Origin of the sequence: Mycolicibacterium chubuense (assembly GCF_001044255.1) — a bacterium.
Classification (GTDB): Bacteria; Actinomycetota; Actinomycetes; order Mycobacteriales; family Mycobacteriaceae; genus Mycobacterium; species Mycobacterium chubuense.
The window spans coordinates 30120-46707 of the sequence record NZ_JYNX01000025.1; the positions used below are offsets into that span (position 1 = coordinate 30120).

The following is a 16588-nucleotide window of genomic DNA, read 5'->3' on the forward strand; positions in this document are numbered from 1 at the left end:
CCACGCTTCATCGGAAACACGAAGACACGGCGCATGCCCTGATCGCTTGTCCCCCGACAGGCACCCCGTGGCCCGGCAGGGGTTCGTAGACGAACCAGTTGCGTCCGCCGAAGTCGAAAATGGCAGTCAACACGGCCTCCAGCACAGGGTTCCAGACCGGCCGTGCCGGATATCCCAGCGGCAGGACCACCGCATCGGCGGTGCCGGCAGGCGTGGGGATCGAGATCTGCTCGCCGGGCGAACCGTAGACGCCCTGCGACTGCGTCCCGGAGAACAGGTCGTTCACCCAACCGGCCATCAGGATCTCGGCAGCATCGATGTTCTGCGGCTTCGAGAAGCCCGCGGTGAGGTACTCGGCGAATTGGATGATCTTGTTGCCGCCCAGCATGTAATCGATGTGCCGACCGCCGACCAGGTTCACTCCGTTGAAGTCCTCGGGCCGTGCCAGCTGCAGCTTGTCTGCCATGTCCCCGTTCCGGCTCCAGAAGTAGCGGTCGGAGGAGATGAGGTAGATGGGCCGGTAGTCGGCACCGCGAAGCTTCGACAGCGCACTGCTCACGAAGGGAGATCCGGCGGGTTCGACGCCGTCGAGTATCACGATGCCCTGCAGGTCGGCGATCGCACCGTTGTCGGCGAGGAAGCCGGCGACGCTGGTGACCAGTGTGCCGCCCGCCGAGTGCCCGACGAGCACGAACTTCTCCGGCAGACTCACGTCGTACCCCGCTGCAGCAGAAGCGCTTTCCGTGAGTGCCGCACGGTCGCCGACGAACAGGTCGGCGACGGCGCGCTGAACGGTCGAGCCACCCACCCACTCGGCCGACGGCGAGAAGAAGTTCGATGACAACGACGGCGCGACAATGATGCTGTCGGTGCGCTCGGCCAGGTGCGCGATGGTGTAGCTGTAAATCGGCCCGCTGGCGAGAAAGCCGTGCTGGAAGTAGATCAGCCGCGTCGACTCGTCGGCATCCTCGGGGAAGTACCAGTCGGCCTGCACGGAGCGACCCGCGCCGATGGGTAGCGTGAGTGTCGACGTCCGCACCGTGACCGTGCTGCGGGGCGGAAGAACGGGTGGCCCATCGGCCAGATGTATCAGCCCGACAAGAGTGTTGAGGACCAGCGATCCCACGGCGTTGACCAGGCCCGCGCGCCGTGGCGGAGCCGGCACAGAAACGCCGTCATCGACCAGCACCCGGGTCGACGGCGCCACCTCCGGACCCGGCGGTGCCGTCGTCCGCGGCGCGGCTCGCTCGGCGACCCGTTCTCGGAGGCCCGCGTGCTCACCGAGCCTCTCTCGCAGGATAGAACGCTGGGCGTTCCCGGGTGTCGGGTCCGCTGCTGCCGAACGCGCGAGGTCGAGTTCGGTTGTCACGGAGGTGGTCCGGTCCGTTGTGGCGGTGGGGCGCGCGGGGCTCACGTTCGTCGGCGTCGTCTGCCGCACCACTCGAGGCGAGTGGCGCGGGGCGGCCTGTGTCGACTCCTCGGCCTCGGCCCTCGCGTGGCGGGGTGCGAGCCATCGCGGACGATGCTTTTCTGCGTCGGATCGTTCGCCCCGACGGGCCGGCGCACGTGATTCGGCCCGAGGGCCGGAGTCGGTCGGTGCACTGGCCGTCGCCTGTCCGCCCGTCGCATCCGGTTCCGCCGCTGCGGTGGCGATGCCGAGGAACAGCGCTGCCGACACCGGCGCCGTCAGAACGCTCAGAGTCACCACCGCCGCGGTGCGTCGCATCACCGTCACCTCCCAGAAAAAATAGACGTTAGCCGACAGATGTCTATTTATATGGTCAATGAACGGATAGGGCAAGGGTGTCGGGCATACTGGTCGTCCTGAGGACATCACGATGAGCGCATCTCCCGAGGCCGCCGGAGCGGCACCGCCGCCACGAACGCGCGGGCGCCCTCGCGGAGGAGGTAACTCCGCGGGTCAGGCGCGGTCTGTCCTGATGGATGCGGCGGAGCGCTCGATCCTGGCGCGCGGCTTCCAAGCCTCGACCATGGAGCTCATCGCGCGCGAGGCCGGCTATTCCCGCGCTGCGATGTACCGCCATTTCCCGAACCGCCGGCGTCTCCTCGAGGAGCTGGTGGCGCGCAAGACCCGTGGGCTTCAGCAGCACATTCTCGAGCGCCTCCCGGCGGGCTCCGGCCTGGCCGACATGCTGGTCGAGAGCCTCGTCATCGTGGCGACCGAGCTTGTCGACGACCCACTGCTGCAGACGCTGTCGGAGCACACCGAAGACGGGACGATCGCGCAGCTCATCGTCCAGGATCCATCGCTGTCCGAGCTCATCACTCTGCTCGTGGACACCCTCGACCTCGATCGCGACGGGCTGCGGGAGGGGCTGCACCCCAACGACGTCGCACAGTATCTCGTCACCACAGCCATCACCCTGTTGATCGGCGTCGTTCCGGACTCCTCGAATCCGGAAACGGCGCGTCGGTACCTCCGGACCTTTTTTCTGCCAGCGCTGCTGAGCGATCCCCCCGACCCGGTGCCGGTCTTCAAGCGCGGCAATCAATTACGCCGTCGCTAGCCATTCGCTGTGTGTCCGTCCCTCGCCTGCCACGTCCGAGGCTGCGATACCCGGGTCACTGGACAGGGAAGGCGGACAACCCGGCGGCGTGTTTCGCAGCCACCGGGTCGTCCGCTGAGTACAGCCTCAGATGCGGTCGCCCAGCGTGGAATTCAACTGTGCGTAGCGTTGCGGGGAGCGTGCCTTGATGAGGTAGGCACCGATGATGCCAATGGCCAGTGAGGCGAACAGCATGGTGGTGAAGATGGTTTGGAGCCAGCCTCCTCCGCCGAGTAGGACGTCCATGCCGGTGACTGCGTACCAGAGGAACGGCAGCAGGCCGGCGACGCCGAGAAGCGGGGCGATGAAGGTGTTCCAGGGCCGCTTGTCGACGTTCGAGCGCCGGAAGAACACGAAGATGGCGATACTGGCGATGGTCTGCAGCAAGATGATGCCGGCCGCACCGACGCCGGTCCACCAGGTGAACAACGTGGTGTAGGGGTCGAGACGCAGGATCGCGAAGATCGCTACCACGACCGCGACCATGGCGATCTGCACGTAGCAGGCCAGTGCCGGTGACTTGCGGGTCGGGTGGGTGGTGCCCAGCCGTGTCCAGATGACCCCTTGGCGGCCCAGCGAGTAGAGGTAGCGGGCGACGTTGTTGTGGAACGTCAGGATGGCGGCGAACAAGCTGGTGATGACCAGGAGTTGGAAGGCTTCGGTGCCGACGCGGCCGAGTACGGTGTCGCTCACGGCGAAGACGAGGTTGCCCCCTTCGGTTCCGGCGAGGTCGACGATGTTGTCGACGCCCACGGAGTTGACGATGAGGAACGCGGTGACTGCGTAGAACACGCCCATGAAGATCACCGAGGCGTAGGTGGCCCGAGGGACGGTGCGTTTGGGATCCTTGGCTTCTTCGCCGTAGATAGCGGTGCCCTCGAAGCCGATGAACGAGGCGTGGGCGAACATCAGCGCGACACCGATCGCACCGGCGAAGACCGCCGAGGGAGCGAAGGGTTCGAAGGAATAGTCACTGACGGGATTCGGTGAGTTGATCAGGATCCCGATGTTGAGTACAGGATGACGCCCGTCTCCAGGGTGAGCAGCACGGCCAAGACGCGGGCACCGGCGTGGATTTGGCGAACGCCGAGGAACAGTGACGCACCCATGGCCAGGCCCGAGAATACCCACCACGGGACGCCGAAGCCTGTGTGCCGAGAGGTGAACTCCGCCGCGTAGTAACCGAATCCCCCGATGACACCGAGCTGAATGGCGTTGTAGGCGAAGATCGCCAGCGACGCCGATCCGAGACCCATCGGTCGGCCGAGGCCCCGGGTGATGAAGGCGTAAAAGGCGCCGGCGTTGGTGATGTGCTTGCTCATGGCGACGTATCCGACCGCGAATATGGTCAAGACGATCGCCACGGCAACGAAGGCGCCCGCGATCCCGACGCCGTTGCCGGAGCCGATGATCACCGGGAACAACGCCACGACCACAGTCAGCGGAGCGGCAGCGGCCACGACGAAGAACACGATGCCGAGCACGCCGATCTGGTTGCGAGCCAGACCCTTTGACCCGTCTGGAGAGTCCTTCAGGGTGGCCAGCGATTGGGGATCATCCTGGTGCAGCATGGCGGTCCTTCGTGGTGAAGTGGTCGGTTAACGGGTGGTCTTGCTGCGGGCGGCGAACTTGACGACCTTGCGGAGTGCGGGACTGCTCGCGACGGTGTAGCCGAGCTTCTTGCCTGTCTTGGTGTCCATGACGGTCTCCATGGCGCGGTCGATGACACCGGATTTGGGCGCGGGGCCGACGCGCTGGGCGGTCGGTGCCGGTGTGCCGTTGAGGTCGGCGATGACGACCTGGGCGGCGTTGTGGCCGTTGGCACCCATCACCCCGCCGCCGGGGTGGGTGCCTGAGCCGCAGAGATAGTAGTTGTCGACCGGGGTACGGTAGTCGGCCAATTCGGGGGTCGGCCGGTTGTTGAACAGCTGGTCGAAGAACATCGAGCCGTGGAAGATGTTGCCGCCGGTCAGCCCGTAGTCGCGTTCGAGGTCCTTGGGTGTGATGATGACCCGTTCGAGGATGTGGCCTCGCAAGTTGGGGGCGTAGCGAAAAAGCACGTCGAGCACCTTGTCGGCCCACTCTTCGCGGATGGTGTCCCAGTCGGTGCCGGCCAGTTCGAACGGCAGTTGTTGCACGCCGAGGGTCATCGTGTGCTTGCCTTCGGGCGCCAGGGTCGAGTCATGGGTGGACTGGATGACGGCTTCGATCACGAAGTCGTCAGGGATCTCGCCGCGGCGTTCGGCCTCCCAGGCGCGCTCGAAGTTCTCGATCGACGCTCCCATGATCGCCTGGGCCTGGTGCTGGGGGCCCTGCACGCCGGCGGGGAAGCCGATGTAGTCAGGTAGTTCGTCGATCAGCAGGTGGATGCGTGCCATCGAGCCGCGGGCGTCGTAGCTCTCCAGTTTGCCGGTGAGTTTGGTGTCAAGCGTCCCGGCCGGTAGAAGCTTCAGCATCGAGCGTTGAGGATCGGCGTTGGAGATCACCGTACGTGCCGAAATGGTCTGTCCGTCAGCAAGTGTCACACCGGTGGCTCGACCTCGGGTGACGACGACCTCCTTGACCGGCGACCCGAGCCGGATCTCGGCGCCATGCGCTTCTGCGCTGCGGGCCATCGCCTGGGTGATGCCGCCCATGCCTCCCTTGACGAACCCCCACTGGCCCAGTGTTCCTTTGAACTCGCCGACGGAGTGGTGCCCGTAGACGTAGCCGGTGCCGGGAGTTGACGGGCCGCCCCAGACGGAGATCATGCCGAAGAAGGTGAACAGACCTTTGATGTGTTCGTTCTCGAAGTACCGGTCCAGAAGATCCTTCGTCGACAGCAAGACCATCTCGTTGAACAGATCCTCGGCGCCCGCGGCCTCGAAGGCGGCCAGCACCTGCGAGCGGCTAGGCGCGGGCGACAACAGGAACGGCGTGAGGATCGACGCGAATTTCTTGACCCGCAGGCCGAATTCGAGGAAGGCTGCGGCATCGCGCTTGGAGAACTTCTCGATCTCCTTGAGAGTTTTGTCCATGTCCTTCCACACGAACAGATGGCTGCCGTCGGGGAAGATGCTGACCTCATTGGCTTCGGTCTGGTACATCTGCAGCCCGTAGCGCTCCAGCTCCAGATCGGCGATGATCTCCGGGCGCAGCAGGCTGGCGATGAACGCGCACGACGACCAGGTGGCACCGGCGATGAGTTCCTCACTAGTGCATGCACCACCCACGACATCGCGGGCCTCCACCACGAGGACCCTCTTACCCGCACGGGCAAGGTATCCGGCGGTGATCAGACCGTTGTGACCCGCGCCGATGACGATGGCGTCGTAGTCAGGGGCGGTGGTGGATGTCATTGGTGTCCTCCCGGGATGGCGTGAGTGAAGTAGGTCCGGACGGTGGCCGGGTCGACGAGTCGTTCGAAACCCGCGATGACGGGCTTCATGCTCGGGTGGTGATCGCGGAATTCTTCCCAGTCCCCCCAGTCGGTCACCTCCATGACCTCCAGAATGTCGGCCGGGGCACCGTCAGGGGCATTGTTGACGCGGAACGCTTCGAAGCGTCGAACGAGGTCACGGCGGGCCAGGCAGGTCGGCCGGTCCAGCTCGGTGGAGAAACGCTCGAAGTCGGCCGGGTCGACGCCGGGCAACATGGAGAACAGGTTCACAGCGACTACCGTGCGGTTGGGGACTGTCATGGTGGGACCTCCGAAGGCGTTGTCACGCAGAAGATTCGGTCAGCTTGCGAGATTGATCATGATGTGCTTGATCTCGGTGTACTCCTCGACGGAGTAGATCGACATGTCGTTTCCATGCCCGGACTGCTTGAACCCGCCGTGCGGCATCTCCGAGACGATCGGCAGATGGTCGTTGACCCAAACGGTGCCGAACTGCAGCTTCCGGGCGGCGCGCATCGCTCGGCCGACATCTCGGGTGAAGACCGACGCCGCCAGGCCGTACTCGACGTCGTTGGCCCAGGCGAAGGCCTGCTCCTCGCCGCGGAAACGGGTGGTGGTGACGACAGGGCCGAACACTTCCTTCTGCACGATCTCGGAGTCCTGCTCGGCGTCGATGACCAGGGATGGCTTGTACCAGAACCCGGGTCCTGAGCCGAGGCCGCCGACGGCGAGCGAGGCCGGGCCGGAGGCGACGGCGCGGTCGACGAACCCGGCCACCCGGTCGCGCTGACGTTCGGAAATCACCGGGCCCATCTCGGTGGATTCGTCGGCGGGTTCCCCCATCGCCACCTTGCTCACCGCACGGGTCAGTTCGGTGACGAATTCGTCGTAGATGCCATCGGCGACGTACACGCGCGAGGCCGCCATGCAATCTTGGCCGGAGTTGCCATACCCGCCCTCGCAGATCTTGGTGATGGCGAGTTCGGCGTCACAATCATCGAACACGAGCACCGGCGCCTTGCCGCCCAGTTCCAGATGGAGGCGCTTGAGGTTGTCCGCGCCGGCGCGGGCCACGACCTTTCCGGTGGTGGTGTCTCCGGTCAGTGAACTCATCCGCACCCGCGGGTGACCGGTCAATGCCGCCCCGACGGTGTCGCCATGACCGGTGACGACGTTGAACACCCCGGTCGGGAACAGGTCGGCGGCCAGCTCGGCCAGGCGCAACGTGCTCAGGGGTGTCTGCTCACTGGGCTTGAGCACCAGGGTGTTTCCGGTCATGAGTGCCGGGCAGATCTTCCAGATCGCCATGACCAGTGGGAAGTTCCACGGCGCTACGCTGCCCACGACGCCGAGCGGATCACGACGGATGATGCTGGTGTGGGTGGGGGAGTATTCGCCGGCGGCGCGGCCCTCCAGCACACGGGCAGCCGCGAAGAATCGCATGTTATCGACACCGAAGGGGATCTCGTCGCGCGCCACAGCGATCGGCTTACCGACGTTCTGCGATTCCAGCTGCGCGAATTCCTCGGCGTGAGCCTCCAGCCGATCAGCCAGCTTCAGCAGGAGTTCGGCGCGCTTGCCCGGTGTGGTTGATGCCCAACCGTCGAAAGCCTTCTCGGCTGCGCTGACCGCGCGATCGACGTCGGCGGCATCGCCCAGTGGCACCGTCGCGATCTGTTCGCCGTTCGCCGGGTTGATGACTGCCTCGGTGGCGCCGCTGGCGGCGGGAACGTGCTCTCCCGCGACGTACATGAGGGGGCCATCTGCCATGGGTTTTCTCCAAGTCGCTGCGATTGCGCGGCCAGACCTCACCGGTGACCCGCTCGTTGGACGCCTCGCCCGAGCCCAGGGCCGCCCAGAACCGGCCGGGGAACATCTGAGCCAGCGTCGCGATCGCCTGGGCGATGATCGCGGGGTGATAGCGCTGCCCCGGCGCATTGACGACGCCGAACGGCAGCCGGGTCGTCGCCAGTGCGGCCCCGAGGAACGCCCACGCGAAGCCGGACTCGGCCTGTCGTTCGCTCCACGGACTGAAGTGGTCAGAGGACATGCCCGCGGTGAAGCCGGCATGCTCGGCCTGCTGGACATCGCGCAGAAGCTGCGCGGGATCGATCTGCTCGTGCGAGCAGTGGAATCCGATGACGGTCATGCGAGGGGCATACCCGTTATGCGACGCTCTTACGTGCGCGTCAACGACCGTCGCTCACTCCGCCGGCGCCGGAGCCTCCACTAGCAAGGACATCCCGTGCAGCGTCGGCATGTCGACCGCGAAGCTGTGCAGGTCGTCGACGGTCGCGATCTCGTTGCCGCTGAACATGTCCGACACCACCGCTCCGGGCGGCAAGTGCTCCGAGCGCACGCTGCCCGCGATGTGTTCCTGCGCGAAGTTCAGGACCGTCAACTGGAACCGACCCTCCCCGTCGAGTTCGTGCACCAGGACGAGCATGCCGCGGTGTGACACCTCGGGGATGTCGAGCTGGCGGCTGGTCGCGATCCCGTAGTGCGAACGCACCTTCAGGATCGCCTGCAGCTGCCGGATGAAGCTGGTCTCGTCGGCGAGCTGCTCGGGGATGGAGCCGTACAGGTTGCGCCCCACCGGCATGCCGGCAGTCGATTGCCGGGCATTGGGGTTGATGCCCATCAGGTCGTGGGCGCCCCGGTTGATCCACCGGGTGTCCCCCGCGGCGACGAGTTCCGAGACCGCCGAGACGGGCAGCGTGAGCATCCCGCTCAGATCCCAGCCCGACAGCGCGAAGACCCCCGGCTGCAGCGCGTTGAACATCGCGAGCAACAGGTGCGCGCGCCTGATCGGGTCGACGTCGTCGATGTCGTCCAGCTTCTTGACTCCGAGCGCCGCAGCTACCACAGACGCTGTGGTACAGGCGATTCCGTTGGTGGTGAACACGCGGTTGTACGGCGCGTCGGGCCCGGTCAGGTGTTCGACCAGATCGCTGCGCACACTGGCGGCGATCTGTTCACCGGTGACCTCGACGCCCTTGTAGCTGTAGACGTCGTCGCGGTGGCCGTTCTCCCAGTGCAGCAGCTCATAGGTGAGCTCGTCGTGGTTCTGCAGCGCGTGCACCAGCGAGGCCGGGTCGACCCCCAGTTCCAGTGTGGTGCGTAGCGTGAGCCGCAAGAACTCGGTGTCCCCGGTGGCCAGCGCATGATGGTAGGCGGGCCGGTTGACGAAGTCGTAGGACAGATCCGCGCCGGCTTCGCCGATCTGGCGGATGTCGTCGATCGTGAGGTTGAGCTCCTGGAAGGTGAACCCGCCGACCTTGCGGACCATGCTCGCGATCAGGTGGTTGGCCGCCTCGGAAAGCGGATGCCCCTCCGACCACGCCGAATTACCCTCCGAGGCAGCCTTTTCCACTCCCAGGAAGCCGTTGGCGTCCAGCCGCAGGGCGCCGGTGCCCAGGTCGGCCAGCGAGTGCAGGGCATCACCGATCACCAGCCGCATCCCGGCGAACGACGGGTCGAGCCAGTTGATCGAGGGCTGACCGTCCTTGAAGTAGTGCAGGTACACCCAGCGCCGTTCGACGCCGTCGACGCCGGTGACCGGACGGGTGACGCTCCAGTTGGTCTCCTTGACCCCCTCGGCGTAGAAGATCACGCGCTGCAGCCGGCCGATGATGTACCCGGCCTTGTCGAGCCATTCCTCGGTCGCGGCGTCGATGTTGATCGAATCCGTGCCAGAGGGCACGTCGGGCAGCTCGTGCCAGTCGCGGGGGTCGATCTCGACCATGTGGTAGATGCCCGGATAGTCGGCGTACTTCATCTCGGCGAGCCGGAAGTCGGCGCCCTTGCCGGTATGGCCGGGCACGATGTCGTCGATGATGGTGCCGCCGTACCAGGCCGCCGTCGCACACATCTGCCGGAACTCGTCCTCGGTGCCGAAGGCCGGATCGATCTGGGTGCCGATCCGGTCGAAGTGCCCGTCGACGCTGGGCGTGTACTGCCAGCCGGAGATGCCGCCGGCCCGTTTGACGGGGCCGGTGTGCACCGCTTCGATGCCGATTTCGGCGAACGCCTTCCACATGTCCTCGCTGGCCATCGCCTTGAGGAAGGATTCATCGGGACGCGTGATCAGCGACAGCGGGTAGGCCGTGAACCACACCGACGCGGTGTCGACCGCGCCGCGAGGGTTCGGCGTGGCGTACGGGTTCTGCCACATCGAGCCCTGCCCCGAGAACTGCGCGCTGATCTCGTTGGCGTCGGCCAGCATCGACTGGGCGCGCAGCCACTCCACGTATGCGGGATTGGTGCCGTTCGCCGGGCCGTCCTGAGCGACCGACCGCCGCACGAACGGCGTCTTGACCCGGGGACGGAACCGCAGCGTGCGGGGCCGCGCAGGATGAAGGTGCTCGGCGTAGGTTGGCTCGACCGACTCGTGTCCCTCGTCGTCGGTGATCTCCAACTCCGACATGCATCTCCTCCTCATCGGTGACTTTCCTGCCCCGTATTGCCACCGCGCCGTGGCCGGAAACCGACCGACGGTTACCGTCGCATGATCGCCAGTGACGACGATACTGCGACTGACGATCGAGTTGCCGCCGAGACGAGGAGTGCGCGCTGCCGATGAGCCGAGGAAGCCGGGCCCGGCCGGTCGTGTCTGCACTGGCCGTGGCCTGCGTACTGATACCGACCGGCTGCTCGGCCGCCGAGCCGCGGGCCACTCCGACCAGCGCCGGTGCGCCGACCGCGGCCGCACCCCCTGCGGCGGCGAGCGACACGGCCCGGCCACTGGCGGCCGATCCGGCACACCTTGCCGACGACCTCGCGGCCGACGAGCGCGCGCTGCGGGATCCGGGGACCCCCGACACGGTGCTGAGCGCCGCCGCTCGTCGTCAGCAGGCGGCCTACCGTGTGCTCGGCCGGCACCCCGAGTGGGACGCGATCGCCCGCCCGCGGATCCCGCCCGACCTGCTCGCCGGCTACGACCACAACATCGACGCCCGTCGGCAACTCGCCGCGATGGCGCGGCCGAGGGCGACGCTGCCCGCGTGGCGCATCGTCGCGCCGCGGCCCGCCGACGAGTTGATGGGCTACTACCGGGAGGCCGAAACGGCGTTCGGGGTGAACTGGAACGTGCTGGCCGCCATCAATTTCGTCGAGACCGCGTTCGGCCGGGTCGCCGGGGTCAGCACTGCCGGCGCCCAGGGCCCGATGCAGTTCATGCCGTCGACGTTCGCGGCCTACGGCGCGGGCGGCGACATCCTCGCCCCGCGCGACGCCATCATGGCCGCCGGGCGCTACCTCGCGGCCAACGGCTTCGCCCGGGACCGGGACCACGCGCTGTACCGGTACAACAATTCCCTGCAGTACGTGCGGGCGATCAACGACTACGCCGCGGTCCTGGCCGCCGATCCGGCCGGCTTGCGCGCCTACCACCGCTGGGGTGTGTACGTGAACACGACCGCAGGCGACGTCCTGCTCCCCGACGACTACGCTGCGGCCGCGCCGATCCCGGTCGAGGACTATCTGTCCCGCGTGACCAAAGCCTCGTCGGCAGTGCGACTTTCGCCGGGCAGCGCCGCCGTCCTGGACGCCGCGCTGGGCGTCGCGCGCGAGACCTCCGGCGCGAATCCCGCCGAGCGGGCCGAGCGGTTGTCCCGGCAGTTCCTCGGAACGCCCTACGGGGCCGACACTCTCGTCGGGTCAGAGACGGTGCCGGAACAACTCGCGGCTGAATTGGAGCGAGTCGACTGTTTCACTCTGGTCGACTACGTGGAGGCGCTCAAGCGGTCCACGTCTCGCGATCAGTTCGTCAACGCGCTGATCAGGGTGCGCTACAAGGACAATGCCGTCGGCTTCGCCACCCGCAAGCACTTCTTCACCGACTGGGCCGCCACAGGTCCGGCCGTCGCGACCGACATCACGGCCACGCTGAGCCGCAACACGGTCGAGGTGGCCAAGAACCTCAACCGGAAGGATTCGGGCGGGGTGTATCTCCCCGGGCTGCCGGTGGTGCCGCGGACCGTGACCTACCTTCCGAGCGCGGCGGTGGACGACGGCGTCGTCACGCAGTTGCGTACCGGGGACTACCTCGGGGCCTACGCCGAGGACGGTGGCCTGGACGTCACCCACGTCGGCATCTACGTCGCCGGCCCCGACGGCCCGCTCCTGCGCAACGCATCCTCGCTCAGCGCGAACCAGAAGGTGGTCGACAGTCCGCTGTTCGACTACCTGCGCACCGTGCCGGGGATCGTCGTGCTCCGGCCCGTGCAGTAGGAGCTAGACGCCGCGCTCGACGGGCATCCTGCCGTGGTCGACGGCGGCCACCAGCGCGGCATGGTCGGCCTCGGTCTGGTCGGCGTATCGCCTGGCGAAGGTGCACAACGCGTTGTCCACCTTCTCGGAGCGGCCGAGATACCCGGCGATCATCGAGGCGCCACTGGTGCGCGCATGCCCCTTGGCGAGCAGTTGGCCGACCACCCCGGTGTAGTCGATGAGCGCCTTGGAGTCCATCGCATCCAACGGGATGGTGCCCTTCATGTTGCGGAACTGGCGCACGTAGTACTGCAGGCCGTCCACCGTCGTCCATCCCAGCAGGGGGTCGCTCACCGTCTGCAGCGCCTGCTGATACTCGACCACGCGCTGACCCTGGTGCGCGTGCCAGGCCGACTCGCCGTGGACGTAGCGCGCGAGCACGGAGCGACGCGCCTGCTTCAGCTGGAGGAACACCACGTCCTCGGGTGAGGAGCCTTCCAGCAGAGCCACGTACGCGCGCAGCCCGACGCTGCCGACACCGACCACCTTGTGCGCGACATCGAGCAGCGTGTACCCCCCGAGCACCCGTCGCCAGTGCGTGGACAGCGTCGGCAGGTAGTCGTCGAGCGCCTCGGCCAGCGCCTCGGCTTCGCGATCGGGCAGTCGCGTGATCAGAGGCGGCTCCTCGACGATCTTGCGTGTGCCCGCGACCTCTTCGGTGAACCGGGGCAGGGCGCGGTCACTGGTGCGGTGACGCGCACGCTTGGCAGAGCGTCGGACCTCCGCGGCCAGCGGACCGTGGGCTTCGCCGGCCAGCCGGTCGACGTCGAGCCGGGTGAACGACCGCGAGAACAGCGGCTGATCAGCCAGTCGGCGCACTTCGAGGCGATAGGCCGCCACGCACGAGCGCACCGCCGAGCCGCAGTCGTCCTCGGACGAGCCGTTGTGCCGGCCCGCCACCCAGATGCTGGCCACCAGTCGGCGCAGGTCCCATTCCCACGCGCCGGGGTGGGCCTCGTCGAAGTCGTTGAGATCGATCACCAGATCGCGTTCGGGGGACGCGTAGAAGCCGAAGTTCCCGAGGTGGGAGTCGCCGCACACGACGGGCGTGATGCCGGTGGCGGGCAGATGCGCGACGTCCTCAGCCATGACGACGGCGGTTCCGCGGAGGAATCCGTAGGGGGACGCGACCATGCGTCCCACGCGGATCGGGACCAGGCGGTCCACCCTGCCGCGGTGATTGTCCTCGATGAGCTGGATCGGGTCCGGCCTGTCGGCCGGTGGGGTCCAGTCGGCAAGTGATCGCCGCGGTACACGCTTGCGCAGGCTCTTGCCGAGTGCGTACCGCTCGGCGCGGGTCACCGGCTGTTGCCGCAGGGAGTGGTAGGCGGCGCTGTCGGTCTCCGCCAGCACGGTGTGCCGAGTCGGCTCAGCGGAGGTCATCGGTTCCATGGTGCGCCGGTCGGGCGTCGACGCGGACTTCAATGGATCAGTTCGGTGCCGGGGTGAACACGTCGACCGGGCGGCCCGGCGTGAGCATGACCAGGGGGATGTGCCGACTCGTCGACCGCTGGTAGGCGATGTAGGGCGGGTAGAGATGGCTCATGTACTCCCAGACCTGATGCCGCTCAGTGCCTTCTGGCTCACGCCAGGTGGCCTCGAAGGCCTGGGTGGCGACCTGCACACCGATGGTCTCGTTGGCCAGGATGCTCAGGTACCACTCCGGATGGGTGTCGGCCCCGCCCTTCGACGCGACGACGACGATCTCGCCGCCGACGTTGCCGTAGATGAGCGGCTTGACGTAGATCCTGCCCGATTTGCGGCCGGTGTATCTGATCAGACAGTGCGTGGTCATCGCGCGGCCGCCGACCGAACTGAGGTCGACGATGTGGCCCCTCGCTCCGCCCGACTCGAGGTACATGGCGAGGTGCTCGCCCATCCAGTCATCGCGCTCGGCCCGGATCGCTGCGGCGTCGGCATCAGCCATGTGTCAGGTCCCCTCGAGATGGTCGGCTGAGCCGACCTTACGGCAGCGGCAGGTCACGTCGGTTTCGGGACAGCCAGCGCCACGGTGAGTTCCATGACCGTTCGCGGATCGTCGAGTCCGTCGCCGAACAGTTCGCGGATCTGTGTCATCCGGTACCGCACCGTCTGCGGGTGGACGAACAACTCCGTGGCGACGGCCTCCCGTTGGCCCTGATGCAGAAGCCACGATCTCAGCGTCTCGGCCAACCGCTCGGCGGTGCTGGGCCGTAGCCCGCTCAACGGCGCCAGCACCCGCGCCCGCAGATCCTCGGACGCCTCGAGGTCCGCGGTGAGAACGAGCTCGACCAGGTGATCGTCGGTGTCGACGATGTCGACGTCATCGGCGACGGGCAGGGTGCGCGCCCGCAGCGCCCGTCGGTACGACGACTGGACCAGCATCCACGGACGAGCGGGCCCGACGAGGGCCCGCCGGCCCTGCAACGCCGAATGGAGTTGGCGGCGATGCCGGACGTCCAGATCGGGGGCCAGCAACACCGCCAACGAGTCCGACGCACCGACGCCCGGCAGGTCTTCGCTGACGAGCAGCGTCGATTGGCCGAAACGTGCTGCCAAACCGCGGGTTTGAGCCTCCGCAAGAAGGATGGCGGTCAGCGTGGACGGAGGACTCCACCCCGCCCGCTCGGCACTGTCCTGCAGAACCTCCGCCGGCTCGCCGTCGAGCAACTGCCGCGCCAGCCGTTCGAGATAGCGTTCCCGGACCCGCCCCGTCGTCGCCAACTCGTCGGCGTGCCCAGAGACGCTGGACGCCGACAATTCGTCGATGAACGCGAACACCAGCTCGGCGAATCGGGCCACCGTGTCCGCGGTCAGCCCGGCCTCGACGGCGGTGCCCGACAGCTCCCGCCAGGCGACGCGCGCGCCGACCCGGTACGCCGACAGCAGTGCATCCATGGAGCGGCCCTGTCGCGCCTCGCCACGACCGAGTTCGTAGGCGCCGTCCAGCGCGGGGGTCAGCGTCGCTGTCGGGTCGGTGTCCTGCGCGCGCACCGCCAGCCGCAGGAAGCCACCGAGGGCCATCTGCACGGCGTTCTCGATGTTCTGGCCCATCCGGCCACTGAATGCGGCGGCGTAGCTGGGCACCTCGGCCGTCACCGCGGTCACGGTGCGTTCGGCCATCCGCGGCAGCACCGCCTGCAGGGCGGCGGCGACGTCGTCCGGCAGGTCGAGTCCGGTGAAGCGGAGCCCCTGCTCGGCCATTACTGTCCCCTGCGAACAAAATCGAGCATGGAATTCACGCTCTGTAGCCAAGAGTTTATACCCCTGACCCAGCCAGAGTGGTGTCATGACCACAACAGCACCCCGGCCGACGACTGTCGGCGCCCTGCGGGAGCGTGTCATCAAGCTCGCGGAATGGGTGACCACCCCGCTGGTCCCCGCCGACTACCTCGACGTCATCGACCCGCTGCGCTCCGGCGCCGACCTGCGCGGCCGCATCGTCGCGCTGCACCCGGAGACCCGTGACGCCGTCACCGTGGTGGTCAAGCCGGGTCGCGGCTGGCGCGGCCACACACCCGGCCAATATGTCCGCATCGGTGTCGACGTCGACGGCGTCCGCCAGTGGCGGGCCTACTCGCTCACCTCGGAGGTGTCCCGCGAGGACGGCTGCATCGCCATCACCGTGAAGGCGATCCCCGATGGCACGGTCAGCAACCACCTGGTGCGTCGGGCCACCGTCGGCACCGTCATCCAACTCGACCAGGCCGCAGGAGAATTCACTCTCGGCGCCCGGACGCCGAGCAAGATCCTGTTCCTCACCGCAGGCAGCGGCATCACCCCCGTGATGGGGATGCTGCGCAACATGACCGACGAGTGCGCCGACGTCGTGGTCGTGCACTCCGCCCCCTCCGCGGACGACGTCATCTTCGGCGGGGAACTCCGCTCGATGGCCCGCCGCGGCCGAATCCGGTTGGTGGAGAGGCACACCGACATCGACGGCATGCTCGACATGGACCGCCTCGGCGACCTGGTCGACGATGTCGCCGAGCGCGAGACCTGGGCCTGCGGACCCGCCGGAATGCTCGACGCCCTCGAGGCCCGCTGGGACACCGCCGGCATCGCCGATCGGCTGCACACCGAACGCTTCCGGCCGACCGTCATCACCGCCGGCGACGGCGGCGAGGTCACCTTTGTGACGACCGGAACGGTCGTCGAGGCCGAAGGATCCCAGACTCTGCTCGACGCCGGCGAGGCCGCGGGTGTCCTGATGCCGTCCGGCTGCCGGATGGGCATCTGCTTCGGCTGCGTCGCACCCCTGCGCCAGGGGGCCGTTCGCGACCTGCGCACCGGAGACGTCACCACGGCCTCACCCGGTGACAACGTCCAGATCCAGACCTGTGTCTCCGCCGCTGCGGGCACCTGCGAAATCGCACTTTGATCAAGGAGATTC

At 67.3% G+C, this 16588-nt stretch carries 12 protein-coding genes and 3 pseudogenes; 4 read left to right on the forward strand and 11 right to left on the reverse strand.

Annotation, left to right across the window (positions count from 1 at the left end):
* Positions 1 to 7: 7 nt before the first annotated feature.
* Positions 8 to 1207 (reverse strand): alpha/beta hydrolase family protein, encoded by a 1200-nt coding sequence (locus MCHUDSM44219_RS06465; protein WP_236695374.1) that lies wholly within the window; start codon positions 1205 to 1207, stop codon positions 8 to 10.
* Positions 1208 to 1940: 733 nt separating this feature from the next.
* Here MCHUDSM44219_RS06465 and MCHUDSM44219_RS06470 point away from each other — a divergent pair.
* Positions 1941 to 2528 (forward strand): TetR/AcrR family transcriptional regulator, encoded by a 588-nt coding sequence (locus MCHUDSM44219_RS06470; RefSeq protein WP_236695375.1) that lies wholly within the window; start codon positions 1941 to 1943, stop codon positions 2526 to 2528.
* 126 nt (positions 2529 to 2654) lie between these two features.
* On the opposite strand, the gene MCHUDSM44219_RS28765 is transcribed toward MCHUDSM44219_RS06470, so the two are convergent.
* The 7 genes and pseudogenes from MCHUDSM44219_RS28765 to treS all read right to left on the reverse strand — a co-directional run bounded on the left by MCHUDSM44219_RS28765 (position 2655) and on the right by treS (position 10372).
* The gene (locus tag MCHUDSM44219_RS28765; protein WP_269084072.1) at positions 2655 to 3575 is read right to left on the reverse strand and encodes an APC family permease; all 921 of its coding nucleotides are present in this window, start codon (positions 3573 to 3575) and stop codon (positions 2655 to 2657) included.
* Positions 3563 to 4138, reverse strand: coding sequence for an APC family permease (locus tag MCHUDSM44219_RS30715; protein ID WP_053081205.1), 576 nt, complete (start codon positions 4136 to 4138; stop codon positions 3563 to 3565). Before MCHUDSM44219_RS30715 ends, MCHUDSM44219_RS28765 begins: the two co-directional genes overlap by 13 nt.
* Positions 4139 to 4165: 27 nt before the next feature.
* A complete protein-coding gene (locus tag MCHUDSM44219_RS06480) occupies positions 4166 to 5905 on the reverse strand; it encodes a phytoene desaturase family protein (RefSeq protein ID WP_048417417.1) in 1740 nt (579 codons plus the stop codon).
* Complete coding sequence (locus MCHUDSM44219_RS06485; protein WP_131722294.1) at positions 5902 to 6246, reverse strand: RedY/HapK family protein; 345 nt, start codon at positions 6244 to 6246, stop codon at positions 5902 to 5904. Before MCHUDSM44219_RS06485 ends, MCHUDSM44219_RS06480 begins: the two co-directional genes overlap by 4 nt.
* Positions 6247 to 6285: 39 nt before the next feature.
* Complete coding sequence (locus MCHUDSM44219_RS06490) at positions 6286 to 7716, reverse strand: gamma-aminobutyraldehyde dehydrogenase (protein WP_048417419.1); 1431 nt, start codon at positions 7714 to 7716, stop codon at positions 6286 to 6288.
* Positions 7670 to 8095 (reverse strand): annotated as a pseudogene (locus MCHUDSM44219_RS28770) (LLM class flavin-dependent oxidoreductase); the annotation flags it as partial. The gene MCHUDSM44219_RS06490 and the pseudogene MCHUDSM44219_RS28770, both read right to left, overlap by 47 nt.
* 54 nt (positions 8096 to 8149) lie before the next feature.
* Positions 8150 to 10372, reverse strand: a complete 2223-nt coding sequence (gene treS / locus MCHUDSM44219_RS06495; protein WP_048417420.1) for a maltose alpha-D-glucosyltransferase — start codon at positions 10370 to 10372, stop codon at positions 8150 to 8152.
* 152 nt (positions 10373 to 10524) lie between these two features.
* Here treS and MCHUDSM44219_RS30720 point away from each other — a divergent pair.
* Positions 10525 to 11433 (forward strand): annotated as a pseudogene (locus MCHUDSM44219_RS30720) (lytic transglycosylase domain-containing protein); the annotation flags it as partial.
* Between the two features lie 132 nt (positions 11434 to 11565).
* Positions 11566 to 12177 (forward strand): annotated as a pseudogene (locus MCHUDSM44219_RS30725) (DUF1460 domain-containing protein); the annotation flags it as partial.
* Positions 12178 to 12180: 3 nt separating this feature from the next.
* Here the strand turns inward: MCHUDSM44219_RS30725 and MCHUDSM44219_RS06505 are convergent.
* Genes MCHUDSM44219_RS06505 through MCHUDSM44219_RS06515 form a run of 3 tightly spaced genes read right to left on the reverse strand, consistent with a single transcriptional unit; the run spans position 12181 to position 15399 of the window.
* Positions 12181 to 13599 (reverse strand): DUF2252 domain-containing protein, encoded by a 1419-nt coding sequence (locus MCHUDSM44219_RS06505; RefSeq protein ID WP_236695376.1) that lies wholly within the window; start codon positions 13597 to 13599, stop codon positions 12181 to 12183.
* A 46-nt stretch (positions 13600 to 13645) separates the two neighbouring features.
* Positions 13646 to 14143 carry a nitroreductase/quinone reductase family protein gene (locus MCHUDSM44219_RS06510; protein ID WP_048417423.1) on the reverse strand — a complete coding sequence of 166 codons (498 nt, stop codon included), beginning with the start codon at positions 14141 to 14143 and terminating at the stop codon, positions 13646 to 13648.
* 53 nt (positions 14144 to 14196) lie between these two features.
* On the reverse strand, positions 14197 to 15399 hold the full coding sequence (locus MCHUDSM44219_RS06515) for a PucR family transcriptional regulator (protein WP_048417424.1): 1203 nt from the start codon (positions 15397 to 15399) through the stop codon (positions 14197 to 14199).
* An 85-nt stretch (positions 15400 to 15484) separates the two neighbouring features.
* On the opposite strand from MCHUDSM44219_RS06515, the gene MCHUDSM44219_RS06520 reads away from it, so the two are divergent.
* Positions 15485 to 16576 carry a ferredoxin reductase gene (locus tag MCHUDSM44219_RS06520; protein WP_048417425.1) on the forward strand — a complete coding sequence of 364 codons (1092 nt, stop codon included), beginning with the start codon at positions 15485 to 15487 and terminating at the stop codon, positions 16574 to 16576.
* Positions 16577 to 16588 lie beyond the last annotated feature (12 nt).